The sequence below is a fragment of the Pseudomonas sp. JAI111 genome (assembly GCF_024809425.1).
Classification (GTDB): Bacteria; Pseudomonadota; Gammaproteobacteria; order Pseudomonadales; family Pseudomonadaceae; genus Aquipseudomonas.
Genome location: NZ_JANUCB010000007.1, coordinates 295,496 through 310,529, shown reverse-complemented (window position 1 = coordinate 310,529; position 15,034 = coordinate 295,496). Strand labels below are relative to the sequence as shown.

At 60.1% G+C, this 15,034-nt stretch carries 11 protein-coding genes; 3 read left to right on the top strand and 8 right to left on the bottom strand.

Features of this window, described 5'->3' with window-relative positions:
* Positions 1 to 7: 7 nt before the first annotated feature.
* The 7 genes from phaC to HNR03_RS22000 form a co-directional block, all read right to left on the bottom strand.
* Positions 8 to 1,687 carry a class II poly(R)-hydroxyalkanoic acid synthase gene (gene phaC, locus HNR03_RS22030; protein WP_222589423.1) on the bottom strand — a complete coding sequence of 560 codons (1,680 nt, stop codon included), beginning with the start codon at positions 1,685 to 1,687 and terminating at the stop codon, positions 8 to 10.
* Between the two features lie 263 nt (positions 1,688 to 1,950).
* Positions 1,951 to 2,328 carry a gamma-butyrobetaine hydroxylase-like domain-containing protein gene (locus tag HNR03_RS22025; RefSeq protein WP_222589424.1) on the bottom strand — a complete coding sequence of 126 codons (378 nt, stop codon included), beginning with the start codon at positions 2,326 to 2,328 and terminating at the stop codon, positions 1,951 to 1,953.
* 81 nt (positions 2,329 to 2,409) lie between these two features.
* A complete protein-coding gene (gene hslU, locus HNR03_RS22020; protein WP_208670444.1) occupies positions 2,410 to 3,750 on the bottom strand; it encodes an ATP-dependent protease ATPase subunit HslU in 1,341 nt (446 codons plus the stop codon).
* A gap of 55 nt (positions 3,751 to 3,805) precedes the next feature.
* A complete protein-coding gene (gene hslV / locus HNR03_RS22015) occupies positions 3,806 to 4,336 on the bottom strand; it encodes an ATP-dependent protease subunit HslV (protein ID WP_090176604.1) in 531 nt (176 codons plus the stop codon).
* Positions 4,337 to 4,568: 232 nt separating this feature from the next.
* The gene (locus HNR03_RS22010) at positions 4,569 to 5,276 is read right to left on the bottom strand and encodes an SPOR domain-containing protein (protein WP_222589425.1); all 708 of its coding nucleotides are present in this window, start codon (positions 5,274 to 5,276) and stop codon (positions 4,569 to 4,571) included.
* 1 nt (position 5,277) lies between these two features.
* Entirely contained in the window at positions 5,278 to 7,014 is a 1,737-nt protein-coding gene (gene argS, locus HNR03_RS22005; RefSeq protein WP_259155719.1) for an arginine--tRNA ligase, read from the bottom strand.
* Between the two features lie 239 nt (positions 7,015 to 7,253).
* On the bottom strand, positions 7,254 to 9,473 hold the full coding sequence (locus HNR03_RS22000; protein ID WP_259155717.1) for a primosomal protein N': 2,220 nt from the start codon (positions 9,471 to 9,473) through the stop codon (positions 7,254 to 7,256).
* Positions 9,474 to 9,763: 290 nt separating this feature from the next.
* Here HNR03_RS22000 and rpmE point away from each other — a divergent pair, with 290 nt between their 5' ends.
* The 3 genes from rpmE (at position 9,764) to HNR03_RS21985 (ending at position 12,264) form a co-directional block, all read left to right on the top strand.
* Positions 9,764 to 9,997 carry a 50S ribosomal protein L31 gene (gene rpmE / locus HNR03_RS21995; RefSeq protein ID WP_027922104.1) on the top strand — a complete coding sequence of 78 codons (234 nt, stop codon included), beginning with the start codon at positions 9,764 to 9,766 and terminating at the stop codon, positions 9,995 to 9,997.
* Between the two features lie 14 nt (positions 9,998 to 10,011).
* Positions 10,012 to 10,812 (top strand): thermonuclease family protein, encoded by an 801-nt coding sequence (locus HNR03_RS21990; protein ID WP_259155716.1) that lies wholly within the window; start codon positions 10,012 to 10,014, stop codon positions 10,810 to 10,812.
* Positions 10,813 to 10,995: 183 nt separating this feature from the next.
* Positions 10,996 to 12,264 carry a malic enzyme-like NAD(P)-binding protein gene (locus HNR03_RS21985; protein ID WP_090176589.1) on the top strand — a complete coding sequence of 423 codons (1,269 nt, stop codon included), beginning with the start codon at positions 10,996 to 10,998 and terminating at the stop codon, positions 12,262 to 12,264.
* Between the two features lie 142 nt (positions 12,265 to 12,406).
* On the opposite strand, the gene HNR03_RS21980 is transcribed toward HNR03_RS21985, so the two are convergent.
* Positions 12,407 to 14,848, bottom strand: a complete 2,442-nt coding sequence (locus HNR03_RS21980; protein WP_405046075.1) for a penicillin-binding protein 1A — start codon at positions 14,846 to 14,848, stop codon at positions 12,407 to 12,409.
* Positions 14,849 to 15,034 lie beyond the last annotated feature (186 nt).

Sequence of the window (15,034 nt, the reverse complement as noted above, 5' to 3'; positions counted from 1 at the left end):
GTGTCGGTTACCGCTCGTGTACGTAAGTGCCTGGCGCTGCCTCGCCTGCCGGGTAGGTTTTGTTGCCTAGGCTTGTTGGGGTCTTTTTCAGTTTGCCCGAGCGCTCGGCTTGCCATGCCTGCCAGTGCAGCCACCAGGAGTCGGTGTGCTTGGTGGAGTTTTCTTGCCAGTCCTCGGCTTTGACCGGCATTTCGGTGCTGGTCATATAACGTGACTTCGGATTGCCAGGCGGGTTCAGAATGCTTTGGATATGCCCGCTGCTGGACAGCACGAACTCGACCTTGCCGCCAAACAATTGCGCCGACTTGTAGCAGGACTTCCATGGGGTAATGTGGTCGTTGGTGCCGGCCAGCGAAAAGATGTCGGCGGTGACCTGCTTCAGGTCGATGGGGGTGCCGCACACTTCCAGTGCGTTGGGGCGGATCAGTGGATTGTTTTTGAACATCTCGATCAGGTCGCCGTGGAATGCGGCGGGCAATCGGGTGGTGTCATTGTTCCAGAACAGGATGTCGAACACCGGTGGCTCGTTGCCGAGCAGGTAGTTGTTGACCCAGTAGTTCCAGATCAAATCGTTGGGGCGCATCCAGGCGAAGACTTTCGCCATGTCGCGGCCTTCCAGCACGCCGGCCTGGTAGGAATGGCGCTTGGCGGCTTCGAGGGTTTGTTCATCGACGAACAGTGCTACGTCGCTGTCCAGGGTCGTGTCCAGCACGCTGACCAGCAAGGTCAGGGCGTTGACCTTCTTCTCGCCGATCGCGGCGTAGTGGCCCAGCAGCGCGGTGCAGGTGATGCCACCGGAGCAGGCGCCGAGCATGTTCACGTCTTTGCTGCCAGTGATCGCCATCACCACGTCGACTGCTTCCTTGAGCGCTTCGATGTAGGTCGACAGACCCCACTCGCGCTGCTCCTTGGTCGGGTTGCGCCAGCTGACGATGAAGGTCTGCACATTGTTGCGCAGGCAGAAACGCGCCAGGCTCTTGTCCGGGCTCAGGTCGAATACATAGAACTTGTTGATCTGCGGCGGCACCACCAACAGCGGACGCTCGTGCACCTGCTCGGTGATCGGGCGGTACTGGATCAGCTCCAGAACGTCGTTGCGGAACACCACCGCACCTTCGGTCACGCCCAGGCTCTTGCCGACTTCGAAGGCGCCCATGTTGACCTGGCTCGGCATGCCGCCGTTGTGCACCAGGTCCTTGGCCAGATGCGAGAGACCATCGAGCAGGCTTTTACCGCCGGTTTCGAAGAAGCGTTTGACCGCCGCCGGGTTGGCCGCACTGTTGGTCGGGGCCATGGCTTCGGTCATGAGGTTGATCACAAAATGCCCGCGACTGACGTCTTTGGGCGGCAGGTTACTGTCGTCGATCCAGGCGTGGAGTTCCTTGCGCCACGCCAGGTAAGTTTGCAAATAACGTTTATAGAGCGGGTTCTGGCTCCAGGCCGGATCGGCAAAGCGACGGTCATCGCTAGTGGGTTGAAGCTCGGATTTTCCGAATAACACGTTCTTCAGTTCAAGGCCGAAATGGGCGACATGCTTTGCACTGTGAATCGGTTGCTTGATGGCCTGCCTGAGCACCATTCGAGCGGACGCCAGAAGATCCTTTCCACGCAGCCCAACGACAGGATTCAGCCCCAAGGTGTTTTCCGAGGCTTGATACTTCAAGTCATCGTTATTCTTGTTACTCATCTACGACGCTCCATTGTCCTGAGACGAGTACCTGGGTCCAGCTGTGTAGTCGCACACAGCCAAGGCCAGGTACTACTGCTCGGGTGACCGTTAATTCTGCATCGCTGCTTTTTTCAATCGCAGAGAGCACTGCAGGGAACTTGCCAGCTCCATTGGTTACCCGAGTTTAATTTTTTTCGCAAGCGGGCCAATCAGCGACCCAGGAGCGGAGCATTCAAACAGATGGAATTAGAAAATGCCCTCTAATGAGCAAGAGGCTTGACTTAGAGCATCAGCTTGACGACGGACTGGTTGGGGTCGCGGGTTTTCCCGGCCGCTTTGAGCTCGGCAAGATAATCATCCCAGAGTGCGTCCTGGCGTCGCCCCAGTTCGTACAAATATTCCCAGGTGAACAAGCCGCTGTCGTGGCCATCGTCGAAGGTCAATTTCAGTGCGTACTGACCGGCCGGTTCTACCTTGGTCAGGCCTACGCCGATCTTGCCAAATTGCAGGATAGGCTTGCCGTGGCCCTGGACCTCGGCGGAAGGAGAGTGCACGCGCAGGAACTCGGCGGGCAGGTGATATTCCTCACCGGACGCGTATTTCAGCGACAGGGTTTTCGAGGCTTTGTGCAGCTTGATATCGGTAGGGATTTGGCTCATGGAGCCAGCCTACAAGTTTCAAGCTTCAAGCTGCAAGCGGTAGGTGACCGACTTGCAGCTTGTGGCTTGCAACTTGCCGCTTTACAGAATGTAGCGGGACAGGTCTTCGTTCTGCGCCAATTCACCCAAGTGGCTGTTGACGTAGTCGGCGTCGATCATGATCACCTTGTCGTCGTGGGCGCTGGCCAGGTCGCCGGCGCTGAACGACACCTCTTCGAGCAGGCGCTCGAGCAAGGTGTGCAGGCGACGGGCACCGATGTTCTCGGTCTTCTCGTTGACCTGCCAGGCGATCTCGGCGATGCGCTTGATGCCGTCCGGCTGGAACTCGATGGACAGGCCTTCGGTTTTCAGCAAGGCGCAATATTGCTCGGTGAGCGAGGCGTGCGGCTCGCTGAGAATGCGCTCGAAATCTTCAGGCGTCAGCGCCTTCAATTCGACACGAATCGGCAGACGACCTTGCAGCTCAGGCACCAGGTCGCTCGGCTTGCTCAAGTGGAACGCGCCGGAGGCGATGAACAGGATGTGGTCGGTCTTGACCATGCCCAGCTTGGTGTTGACGGTGCAGCCTTCGATCAGTGGCAGCAAGTCGCGCTGCACGCCTTCACGGGACACGTCGACGCCGCCGGAGTTACCGCGCTTGGCGACTTTGTCGATTTCGTCGATGAACACGATGCCGTGCTGCTCGACCGCTTCCAGGGCCTTGGCCTTCAACTCATCATCGTTGACCAGGCGGCTGGCTTCTTCGTCACGCACCAGTTTCAGCGCTTCCTTGACCTTGATCTTGCGGCTCTTGCGTTTGCCCTTGCCCATATTGGCAAACAGGCTCTGCAACTGATTGGTCATTTCTTCCATGCCCGGTGGCGCGGAGATGTCGACGCCGGCCATTTCGGCGACTTCGATTTCGATCTCCTTGTCATCCAGCTGGCCTTCACGCAGGCGCTTGCGGAACAGCTGGCGGGTGTTGGAATCGGAAGAAGACGGCGCGTCGTCGTTGCTGAAACCCATGCGTGCCGGTGGCAGCAGGGCGTCGAGGATGCGGTCTTCGGCGGCGTCTTCGGCGCGGTGGCGAACCTTGGTCATTTCCTGTTCGCGCAGCAGTTTGATGGCGGCATCGGCCAGGTCACGAATGATCGATTCGACGTCGCGACCGACATAGCCGACTTCGGTGAACTTGGTGGCTTCGACTTTGATGAACGGCGCATTGGCGAGTTTGGCCAGGCGACGGGCGATCTCGGTTTTACCGACACCAGTCGGGCCGATCATCAGGATGTTCTTGGGGGTGACTTCAACGCGCAGCTCTTCAGGCAGCTGCATCCGGCGCCAGCGGTTACGCAGCGCGATGGCGACGGCGCGCTTGGCATCGTCCTGGCCGATGATATGGCGATTGAGTTCGTGGACGATTTCACGGGGAGTCATGGACATAGTAATTGGCGGTCCTCAAGCAAAAGTGAGCCGTGGCACTAAGGCCGGAACAGGCTTACTCCGCGAGGTCCTGCTCCTCAATGGTAAAGGTGTGGTTGGTGAATACGCAGATGTCGCCGGCGATGCCGAGTGCGGTTTCGACGATTTCCCGGGCCGACAGATCGGTTTTCTTCAGCAAGGCGCTGGCGGCAGCCTGGGCGTAACCGCCACCGGAACCCATGGCGATCAAGCCTTGCTCGGGCTCTACCACGTCGCCGTTGCCGGTGATGATCAGAGAGGCGTCTTTGTTGGCAACCGCGAGCATGGCTTCGAGGCGGCTGAGGGAGCGGTCAGTGCGCCATTCTTTGGCGAGTTCGACAGCGGCGCGAACCAAGTGGCCTTGATGTTTCTCAAGCTGGCCTTCGAAACGCTCGAAGAGCGTGAAGGCGTCAGCGGTGGCCCCGGCAAAACCGGCGATAACCTGGCCGTGGTACAGGCGGCGAACTTTCTTCGCGTTGCCTTTCATCACGGTATTGCCGAGAGAAACCTGGCCGTCGCCGCCCATGACGACTTTGCCGTGGCGGCGAACTGAAACGATGGTGGTCAAAGGGAGAGTCTCCACGCAGCGGGGCGAAAATGCCTTATGCAAACTCATATGGGGGTGGTGGCGCGTATTTCAACTGTGGGGCAGGAGAGGGGACGAGCGGTGTAGAGGGTGATCGTTCCCACGCTCTGCGTGGGAATGCAGCCCGGGACGCTCCGCGTCCCTTTCTAAAGCTGGAACGCGGAGCGTCCCTTGAGGCATTCCCACGCGGAGCGTGGGAACGATCAGAGGTGGGTCAGCGGTTCTGGCGTTGTTGTAACAACAGGTTGCTGAAGCCGGCGCCGGCCAGTTGTTTCTGAGCGGTGGTCAGTTGTTCGCGGTTGCTGAACGGCCCGACCAACACCCGATACCAGGTTTCGTCTTTAACAGTGCCGGATTCAACCGCCACTGCCTGGCCCAGCAGAATGATCTGCGCCCGAACCTTGTCCGCGTCCGCTTGCTTGCGGAAGGAACCCGCCTGCAAGAAGAACTTGGTCACTGGCGCCGCCTTCGACACCGGTGGTGCTGGCGGCGGTGTGATCCCGGCCAATGCGGCCTGAGCGCGCTGTGTGTCGATCTTCGCCGCCTGCTCTGGTGTGACCGGCGTGGTCGGAACGGCTGGCACTTGCGGCGACGGCAGGGTTTTCTCCGGCACGGCGTCCGGTGGCACGATCACTTCCGATTCCGGCAGCAGGGTATAGAAGTCGTACTTGGGCTTGACCGGTTGCGTCGGGCTCGGCGGCGTCTTGTTGGCCTCGGCGATTTTCGTCGCTTTCTGCTGCTCGATCTTCTCGCGCTTGACGCTTTCGCTGCCCTTGCCCGGCTCCAGCTTCATCAGGAACACCACGAACGCGCCGACCGTCAGGCCGATCGCCATCCACAGCCAACCCGGGATCGGTTGCTTTGCAGGGGCTTGGTAACGGCTGGCGCCACGCTTGGGTGCAGGTTTTTTCTTGGCAGCCAACTTACATACGCTCCAGAGTTTCCAGACCCAAGAGTTCCAGGCCTTGCTTGAGAGTGCGACCGGTCAGCGCGGCGAGGCGCAGGCGGCTCTGCATTTGCGCCGGGGTATCGGCGCTGAGGATCGGGCAGTTCTCGTAGAAACTGGAGAACAGACCGGCGACATCGTACAGGTAGGTGCACAGGATGTGCGGTGTGCCTTTTTCGCCAACGTTATTCAGCACTTCGCCGAACTGCGCCAGCTTGGCCGCCAGTTCGTGTTCGTGCTCCGCTTCGAGGACGATCTGGCCTTCGACTTCGCTGAAGTCCTTGCCCAGTTTGCGGAACACACCAGCCACCCGGGTGTAGGCGTACAGCAGGTAAGGCGCGGTATTGCCTTCGAAGTTCAACATCAGATCGAAGTTGAAGCTGTAGTCGCTGGTGCGGTGTTTGGACAGGTCGGCGTATTTCACCGCGCCGATGCCGACGACCCTGGCGATATTGCGCAATTCGTCATCAGCCAGCTCTGGATTCTTGTCCTTGACCAGGGTGTAGGCGCGTTCCTGGGCTTCGGTCAGCAGGTCGATCAGCTTCACGGTGCCGCCGTCACGGGTCTTGAACGGACGGCCGTCTTTACCATTCATGGTGCCGAAGCCCATGTGTTCCATTTCCATCGGGTGCGTCACGAAACCGGCCTTGCGGGCGACCGCGAACACTTGCTGGAAGTGCAGCGCCTGACGCTGGTCGACGAAGTACAGCGCGCGATCAGCCTTGAGCTTGCCGCTGCGGTAGCGTATCGCCGCCAGGTCGGTGGTGGCATAGAGGTAGCCGCCGTCTGCCTTGACGATGATCACCGGCAGCGGGTCGCCGTCGGCGTTCTTGAATTCGTCAAGGAACACGCATTGCGCGCCGTTGCTTTCAACCAGCAGGCCGGCGGCCTTGAGGTCATTGACTACGTTGATCAGGTCGTCGTTGTAGGCGCTTTCGCCCATCACGTCGGCCATGGTCAGTTTGACGTTCAGCAGTTCGTAGATTTTCTGGCAGTGCGACAGCGAGATGTCTTTGAACTTGGTCCACAGCGCCAGGCAGTCTGGGTCGCCGGCCTGCAACTTGACCACCAGGCCGCGGGCGCGGTCAGCGAACTCTTCGGATTCATCGAAGCGTTGCTTGGCGGCGCGGTAGAAGTTCTCCAGGTCCGACAGTTCGTCGCTGGTGATCGGATTTTCCTGAAGGTACGCCATCAGCATGCCGAACTGGGTGCCCCAGTCGCCAACGTGGTTCTGACGGATCACCTCGTCGCCGAGGAACTCCAGCACGCGCGCCACGCCGTCGCCGATGATGGTCGAACGCAAGTGGCCGACGTGCATCTCTTTGGCCAGGTTCGGCGCCGACAGATCGACCACGGTGCGTTGCACCGGGCCGGCCTTGCGCACGCCGATGTGTTCGTCGGCCAGCGCGGCGTCCAGGCGTGACGCCAGGGCATCGGTATTCTGGAAGAAGTTCAGGAAGCCCGGGCCGGCGATCTCGGTCTTGGCGACGTTTTCGTCAGCCGGCAGCGCAGCGATGATCTTCTCGGCCAGGTCACGCGGCTTCATGCCGGCCGGTTTGGCCAGCATCATTGCAATGTTGCTGGCGAAGTCGCCGTTTTTCTTGTCACGGGAGTTTTCCACCTGGATCGCCGGCGACAGGCCTTCAGGCAACACACCTTCGTTGACGAGTTGGGTGATGGCTTGTTGGATCAGCTGGCGAATGGTGTCTTTCATGGTGTTCTCTTTCGACCGCAAGCGCGGCGGCGCCTGGATGCGCTAGTGGAAAAACTGGGCATTATCCGTGGCCCAGACGTGCTTGCCAACTATAGCGGGCAGGTTATGGATATGTGGTGACAAATCGGCCGCCATCGCGGGCAAGCCCGCTCCCACACTGGATTGGCGGCGGTTACCTATTATGTGCCTGACACAGAACCCTTGTGGGAGCGGGCTTGCCCGCGATGGCGATCTTGAAATCAATACAAATCGACGGGATCGACATCGAGCGACCAACGCACCGCTCGCCCGCTCGGCATCTGCTCCAGCACCAGCAGCCAACTGGCAAGCAATCGGTGCAATGGCGCTCGAGCCGTGGCCTGCAACAACAATTGCGCACGATAGCGCCCGGCACGTCGCTCCATTGGGGCCGGCACCGGCCCAAGCAGCTCGATTCCGGTCAATTGCTGCTCAGCCAGCAAACGCTCGGCCTCACTGCACGCCTCATCGAGAAAACCTTCGGCTTGCCCTGGTTTATGCGCTTCTGCCCGCAGCAGCGCCAAATGCGCAAACGGTGGCAATCCTGCAGAACGACGTTCGCTCAAGGCCTGCTCGGCAAAGGCGAAATACCCCTGTTCGGTCAATTGCACCAGCAGTGGATGGTCGGCCAAATGCGTCTGGATAATCACCTTGCCCGGCTCTTCGGCCCGGCCCGCACGGCCTGCGACCTGGACGATCAACTGAGCCATGCGCTCGCTGGCGCGGAAGTCGCCGGAGAACAGCCCGCCGTCGGCGTCGAGAATCGACACCAGCGTCACCCGTGGAAAGTGGTGCCCTTTGGCAAGCATTTGCGTACCGACCAGGATGCACGGATGGCCTTTCTGGATAGTGGCGAACAGCTGATTCATCGCGTCCTTGCGCGAAGTGCTGTCGCGGTCGACCCGCAGCACCGGGACGTCCGGAAACAAAATGCCCAGCCGCTCCTCGGCGCGCTCGGTGCCGGCGCCGACGGGCCGTAAATCGACCTTGCCACATTTCGGGCAGTGCCGAGGTACGCGCTCGACATAGCCGCAATGGTGACAACGCAGTTCGCCGGAGCGCTGGTGCACGGTCATTCGGGCGTCGCAGCGCTGGCACTCGGACATCCAGCCACAGTCATGACACAACAGCGTCGGCGCGAAGCCGCGGCGGTTCAGGAACACCAACACTTGCTGACCGGCAGCCAGTGTCTGACCGATGGCTTGTTGCATCGGCCCGGAAATGCCGCTGTCCAGCGGACGGCTTTTCACATCCAGACGCAGGAACCGCGGCTGCTTGGCGCCACCCGCTCGTTCATTCAGACGCAGGAGTCCGTAGCGACCGGTGTAGGCGTTGTGCAGGCTTTCCAGTGACGGCGTGGCGGAGCCGAGCACGATTGGAATGTTTTCCTGCCGTGCACGAACCAGTGCCAGATCCCGGGCGTGGTAACGCAGGCCTTCCTGCTGTTTATAGGAGCTGTCGTGCTCTTCATCGATGATGATCAGGCCGGGGTTTTTCATCGGCGTGAACAGCGCCGAGCGGGTGCCGATAATAATGTCGGCGTCACCGTCCCGGGCGGCGAGCCAGGCTTCGAGGCGCTCGCGGTCATTGACTGCAGAGTGGATCAAGGCGATGCGCGCATTGAAACGCTGCTCGAAGCGCGCAAGGGTTTGCGGACCGAGGTTGATCTCCGGGATCAGCACCAGCGCCTGCTTGCCCGCCTCAAGCGTCTCGCGGATCAACTGCAAATACACTTCAGTCTTGCCGCTGCCGGTGACGCCGGCCAGCAGGAAGGCGTGATAACTGTCGAACCCGGCGCGAATGGCTTCATAAGCAGCGCGCTGCTCGGGGTTGAGCGGCAGCTCGGGTTGCGCGAGCCAGTGTTCGTGCCGAGCGCCAGGCGCGTGCTTGCGGATTTCCACCTGCACCAGATCCTTGGCGAGCAGCAAATCCAGGCTGTCCTTGCTCAGCATCAGCTTGCTCAGCAATTGATGAGCGACGCCGTGAGGATGTTGTGCAAGCGTCGCCAGGGCTTCACGCTGGCGGGGCGCGCGGGCGATGCGCGGGTCATCCAAGCTGGCACCGGGCGTGGCGGACCAGAATCGCTCCTGGCGTGCTTCGGCCAGTTCGCCCTGACGCAACAACACTGGCAGTGCCCAGCTCAACGTGTCACCGAGGCTGTGCTGGTAATACTGGGACGTCCACAGGCACAGCTTGAACAGCGCCGGTGGCAGCGGCGGGGTGGCGTCGAGCAGGGCCAGCGCCGGTTTGAGTTTCTCCACCGGCACTTCGCTGGTGTCGGTGACTTCCACCAGAATCCCGATCATCTCCCGTCGGCCGAATGGCACTCGCAGGCGCATGCCCGGTTGCAACTGGGCGCGCAGGACCCCGGCCGGGGCGCGGTAATCGAACAGGCGGCGCAGGGGCGAAGGCAGGGCGAGGCGCAAAATGGCGTCGGGCACGCGGGGGGATCTCGGTCAGCAGGCGGTAAAAAGGCTCAGGCACATAACCTTGTAGGAGTGAGCCTGCTCGCGATAGCGGTGTTTCAGACGACACAAACGTGAATGACAGATCGCTATCGCGAGCAGGCTCACTCCCACAAGGGACGGCGCTTTGGGTCGGGAGCCTAGCAGACGGTCGGTATAAGCGACAGCTTGCGTGATTGGCGATGTCTGGTAGAATCCGCGGCCTAATTACGTGCGGTATTCAACAATAGTGTTGAGTGGCGGCACGCTAGCCCGAGGAAGACACCATGAAAGCCGATATCCATCCAACATACGAAGTCACCGCAGTTACCTGCAGCTGTGGCAACAAGTTCGAAACTCGTTCGAACCTGGCCAAGCCTCTGGCGATCGACGTATGCAACGAATGCCACCCGTTCTACACCGGTAAGCAGAAGACTCTGGATACTGGCGGTCGTGTACAGCGCTTCGCAGACCGTTTTGGCGCTTTTGGCAAAACCAAAGCTCCAGCTGCTGCAGAGTAAGGTTGAAGGGCCCTATGGGCTTTTCCTTGCTGTTAAAAAAGGCGTCCCTCGTGGGCGCCTTTTTTGTGTCCGCGATTTGGCTGTCCGGCGCCCACGCCTTCTGTCCGGTGCCGAGTGGGCTTACACCCGTGGCGGTGCAGCGAGTGGTCGATGGCGACACCTTGCGCTTAAGCGATGGCCGCAGTGTACGCATGATCGGCCTTAATACGCCTGAAATGGGCAAGCAGGGCCGTTCCGACGAGCCGTTCGCCGTGGCGGCACGCAAACGCCTGGAAGCATTGGTGGCTGCCAGCGACGGGCGGGTGGGTTTGCTGCCGGGTAAAGAGAGCAAGGATCACTACGGTCGCACGCTGGCTCATGTCTACGGTGCCGATGGCAGCAATCTCGAAGCGCAGATGCTTGCCGAAGGTCTTGGATTTCAAGTCGCGGTAGCGCCGAATGTCGATTTGGTCGGCTGCCAGCAAGCCGCCGAGCGCAGTGCCCGTCAGGCCGGTCTTGGCCTGTGGCGGCAATCCCCTGTACTGAAAGCGGAGCAGATCAGCACCTCGGGCTTCGCCGTGCTCAGTGGGCGTGTCAGCAAGGTTCAGCGCAATCGCGGCGGGGTTTGGATCGAGTTGCAGGATTCGGTTGTATTGCGCGTTGCACCCAATTTGTTGGGGCAGTTCGATGTTGCACAGCTGGAAAAGCTCAAAGGCAGGCAAATCGAGGCGCGTGGCTGGGTAGTGGATCGGTCGCGGCGTGGTGGTTTGAAATCCGGCCAGGCGCGCTGGCTACTGCCGCTGACCGATCCGTCGATGTTGCAGATGACGCCTTGAAAAAGAAATTGTAGACATTTTTAAATTAGATTGTGAACAGTCTATCCCTTGTGTTCCGTGGCTCTTGGCCCAAAGTCGTAGGGCAGGGCGCTTGACAGGGGTGACTGGTCAGTCTTGTGGGGATTTTGCGAGGCGCGTATCCTCGCTGACCAGTCTGTCCAACAGTAAAAGCGGAATGCCCCCATGTCTGATCTGAAAACTGCCGCTCTCGAATATCACGCCCATCCTCGTCCAGGTAAGCTGAGTGTCGAGCTCACCAAGGCCACCGCTACCGCCCGCGACCTGTCGCTGGCCTATAGCCCCGGCGTAGCCGAACCAGTACGCGAAATCGCTCGTGATCCTGAACTGGCCTACAAATACACCGGCAAAGGCAACCTGGTTGCAGTCATTTCCGATGGCACCGCGATTCTTGGCCTGGGTAACCTCGGCCCACTGGCGTCCAAGCCTGTCATGGAAGGTAAAGGCGTGCTGTTCAAGCGCTTCGCCGGTATCGACGTGTTCGACATCGAAGTCGACTCCGAAAGCCCACAAGCCTTCATCGACACCGTCAAGCGCATCTCCATCACCTTCGGTGGCATCAACCTGGAAGACATCAAGGCGCCTGAGTGCTTTGAGATCGAACGCGCTCTGATCGAGCAGTGCGACATTCCAGTGTTCCACGATGACCAGCATGGCACCGCAATCGTGACTGCGGCCGGCATGATCAACGCCCTGGAAATCGCTGGCAAAACCCTGGCTGACGCCAAGATTGTCTGCCTGGGTGCCGGTGCGGCCGCCATCTCCTGCATGAAATTGCTGGTGAGCATGGGCGCCAACATCGAAAACATCTTCATGGTCGACCGTACCGGCGTGATCCACTCCGGCCGTGACGACCTGAACCAGTACAAGGCTGTCTTCGCTCACGCGACCGACAAGCGCACCCTGGCTGACGCTCTCGCCGGTGCTGACGTGTTCGTCGGCCTGTCTGGTCCGAACCTGCTGAGCGCTGAAGGCCTGAAGTCCATGGCGGCCAACCCGATCGTGTTCGCATGCTCGAACCCGGATCCGGAAATCGCCCCGGAACTGGCTCACGCCACCCGTGACGACGTGATCATGGCCACCGGCCGTTCGGACTACCCGAACCAGGTCAACAACGTACTGGGCTTCCCGTTCATCTTCCGCGGTGCCCTGGACGTTCGCGCCAAACGCATCAACGAAGAAATGAAAGTGGCAGCGGCCAACGCCCTGCGTGAACTGGCCAAGCTGCCGGTTCCTCAGGAAGTGTGCGACGCCTACGGCGGCATCAAGCTGGAATTCGGTCGTGAGTACATCATTCCGAAACCAATGGATGCACGTCTGATCACCGTGATCTCCGATGCCGTGGCCAAGGCCGCTATCGAGACCGGCGTGGCGACCCTGCCGTATCCGAAGAACTACCCGCTGAAAAGCGTGGATGACGTGTTCAACGGATAACAGCAGCACCCATAAAAAAACCCAGCCTAGTGCTGGGTTTTTTTATGGGCTTCTAGTGGCAAGCTACAAGCTACAAGTTGAAGCGTGCGCATGGCGTTTGCTTTTACTTGTGGCTTGCAGCTTAAAGCTTGCTGCTGCTTCTCTAGAACAAATCGATCGGCGCCGACTCATCCGCTGGCAGCGGGCTGCCCGGCGCTGTGCCGTTACCCAGTTCATTCACCGATGGCGGCGTGTCTTCAGCCTTGAACAGTTCGAAGTAGGCCCCTGGCGTTCCAGGACTGGCCGCGCGGCCGCTGACCGGGTCGACCCGCAGGCTGAGAATGCCTTCTGGCTCTGGTTGCGTATGAGGCGGCTTGTCTTTAAGGGCTGCCGCCATGTAGTTCATCCAGATCGGCAGCGCCACGGTGCCACCGAACTCGCGCTTGCCCAGGCTTTCAGGCTGGTCGAACCCGGTCCAGACGGTGGTTACGTAGTCGGCGTTGTAGCCCGAGAACCATGCATCCTTGGATTCGTTGGTGGTCCCGGTCTTGCCCGCGATGTCGCTGCGGCCCAAGGCCAGGGCGCGACGGCCGGTACCAAGCTTGATCACGTCCTCAAGCATGCTGTTGAGGATGTACGTGGTGCGGCCATCGATGATGCGTTCAGCCACCGCAGGCGTTTGTGGCGTAGTGCCTGGCGCGGCCGCAGCCTCGCCCGGGGTCTGGTTGACCGTAAACGTCTGGGCGACCGGTGCGGCGATACCGCTGGTGGCTGCGCCCCCCTGAGGCACGCTCGGTGGATTGGCAACGAACAGGGTGTCACCGTTGCGGCTTTCGATTTTATCGATGATGTACGGGCTGACCTTGTAACCGCCGTTGGCGAAAGTGCTCCAGCCTGTGGCGATTTCCATCGGTGTCAGGGTCGCGGTGCCCAGCGCCAGCGACAAGTTGCGCGGCAGGTCCTGCTTGTTGAAGCCGAACTTGCTGATGTAGTCGATGGTGCGATCAACGCCCAACGCCTGCACCAGGCGGATCGAGACCAGGTTGCGCGACTTGTACAAACCTTCACGCAGGCGAATCGGCCCGAGGAAGGTATTGGTGTCGTTCTTCGGACGCCAGACCTTGTCCAGGTACTCGTCGACGAACACGATCGGCGCATCGTTGACCAGGCTGGCGGCGGTGTAGCCGTTATCCAGCGCGGCGCTGTAGACGAATGGCTTGAAGCTCGAACCCGGCTGACGCTTGGCCTGCATGGCACGGTTGTAGTTGCTCTGCTCAAAGGCAAAACCACCGACCAGCGAGCGGATGGCGCCGTTCTGCGGGTCAAGCGACACCAGGGCACCTTGCGCTTGCGGGATCTGGCTGAATTTCAGTGAGTTGTCCGGCTGGCGCTGAACGCGGATCAGATCACCGACCTGGGCCACATCCGACGGTTGTTTCGGGTTGGCGCCCATGCTGTTGGTGTTCAAGAACGGACGTGCCCACTTCATGCTGTCCCAGCTGACGTGTTCGTCACCGGTGCGAGTCATTACTTGCAGGCCGTTCTTGTCGACTTGAGTGACGATCGCAGGCTCGAGGGTGCTGATGGTGCGCTGTTTGGTCAGCTCGACTGCCCAGGCTTCGCGAGTCTTGCCCGGCAGGCGCGACTCGGGACCGCGATAGCCGTGACGCTGGTCGTACGTCATCAAGCCTTCGTGGACCGCCGTGTTGGCCATTTCCTGCAAATTGCTCGGCACCGTTGTGGTGACGCGGAAACCTTCGGTGTACGCGTCGCTGCCATAGCGGCCGACCATTTCGGCGCGGGCCATTTCAGCGATGTAAGGCGCGTTCACTTCCGGGGTCGGCACGTGGTAGCTGGCGTTCAGCGGCTCATTGATCGCGGTGGTGTAGTCGGCTTCGGAAATTTTTCCGAGCTTGTACATGCGTCCGAGGATCCAGTCGCGACGTTCCTTGCTGCGAGCCGGGTTGGCCAGCGGGTTGAAGCGCGAAGGGGCTTTGGGCAGGCCGGCGATCATCGCCATTTGCGCCAGGCTGACGTCACGAATCGACTTGCCGTAGTAAACCTGCGCAGCGGCTTCGATGCCGTAGGCGCGGTTACCAAGATAGATCTTGTTGACGTACAGCTCGAGGATCTCGTCCTTGGTCAACTGCCGCTCGATCTGCAGGGCCAGGAGGATTTCGGTGGTTTTACGTGAGAAGCTGCGTTCGCTGGTCAGGAAGAAGTTCTTGGCGACCTGCATGGTGATGGTGCTGCCGCCGGACTGGATGTGTCCGCTTTTAACCAGTTGGGTCGCTGCGCGCATCAGGCTGCTGGGGTCGACGCCGTAGTGGTTGGCAAAATTGTCGTCTTCAGCACTTAGTAACGCATTGATGAAATTGGGGGGAATGTCGGCGAAACGGATCGGCGTACGGCGCATTTCGCCAAATTCGGCGATCAACTTGTTGTCGCTGCTGTAAACCCGCAACGGAATCTGCAACTGGATGCTTCGCAGAGCCTCCACGGACGGCAATCCGGGACTAAGGTAAAGATACGCGCCGCTCAGACCGAGAAGCAGTCCGCAGAAAACGGCGACGATGGACCAACCGAAAAATTTCAGCAGACGAATCAAGGCTTTGGGATATCCAGGGCAAAGAATGAATTAGGCAACAGGGTTCAGAAAACAGGGAACGACCCGCGCTTGCAGTAAAAACCGGAAAAAATCGCTCGGCATTATAAGCATTTTTCCGTCGAGAGCGTCATTTGCGCTGCTGTCAAGACGGGTGGTTTGAACGCAATGGATATTACAGAGTCC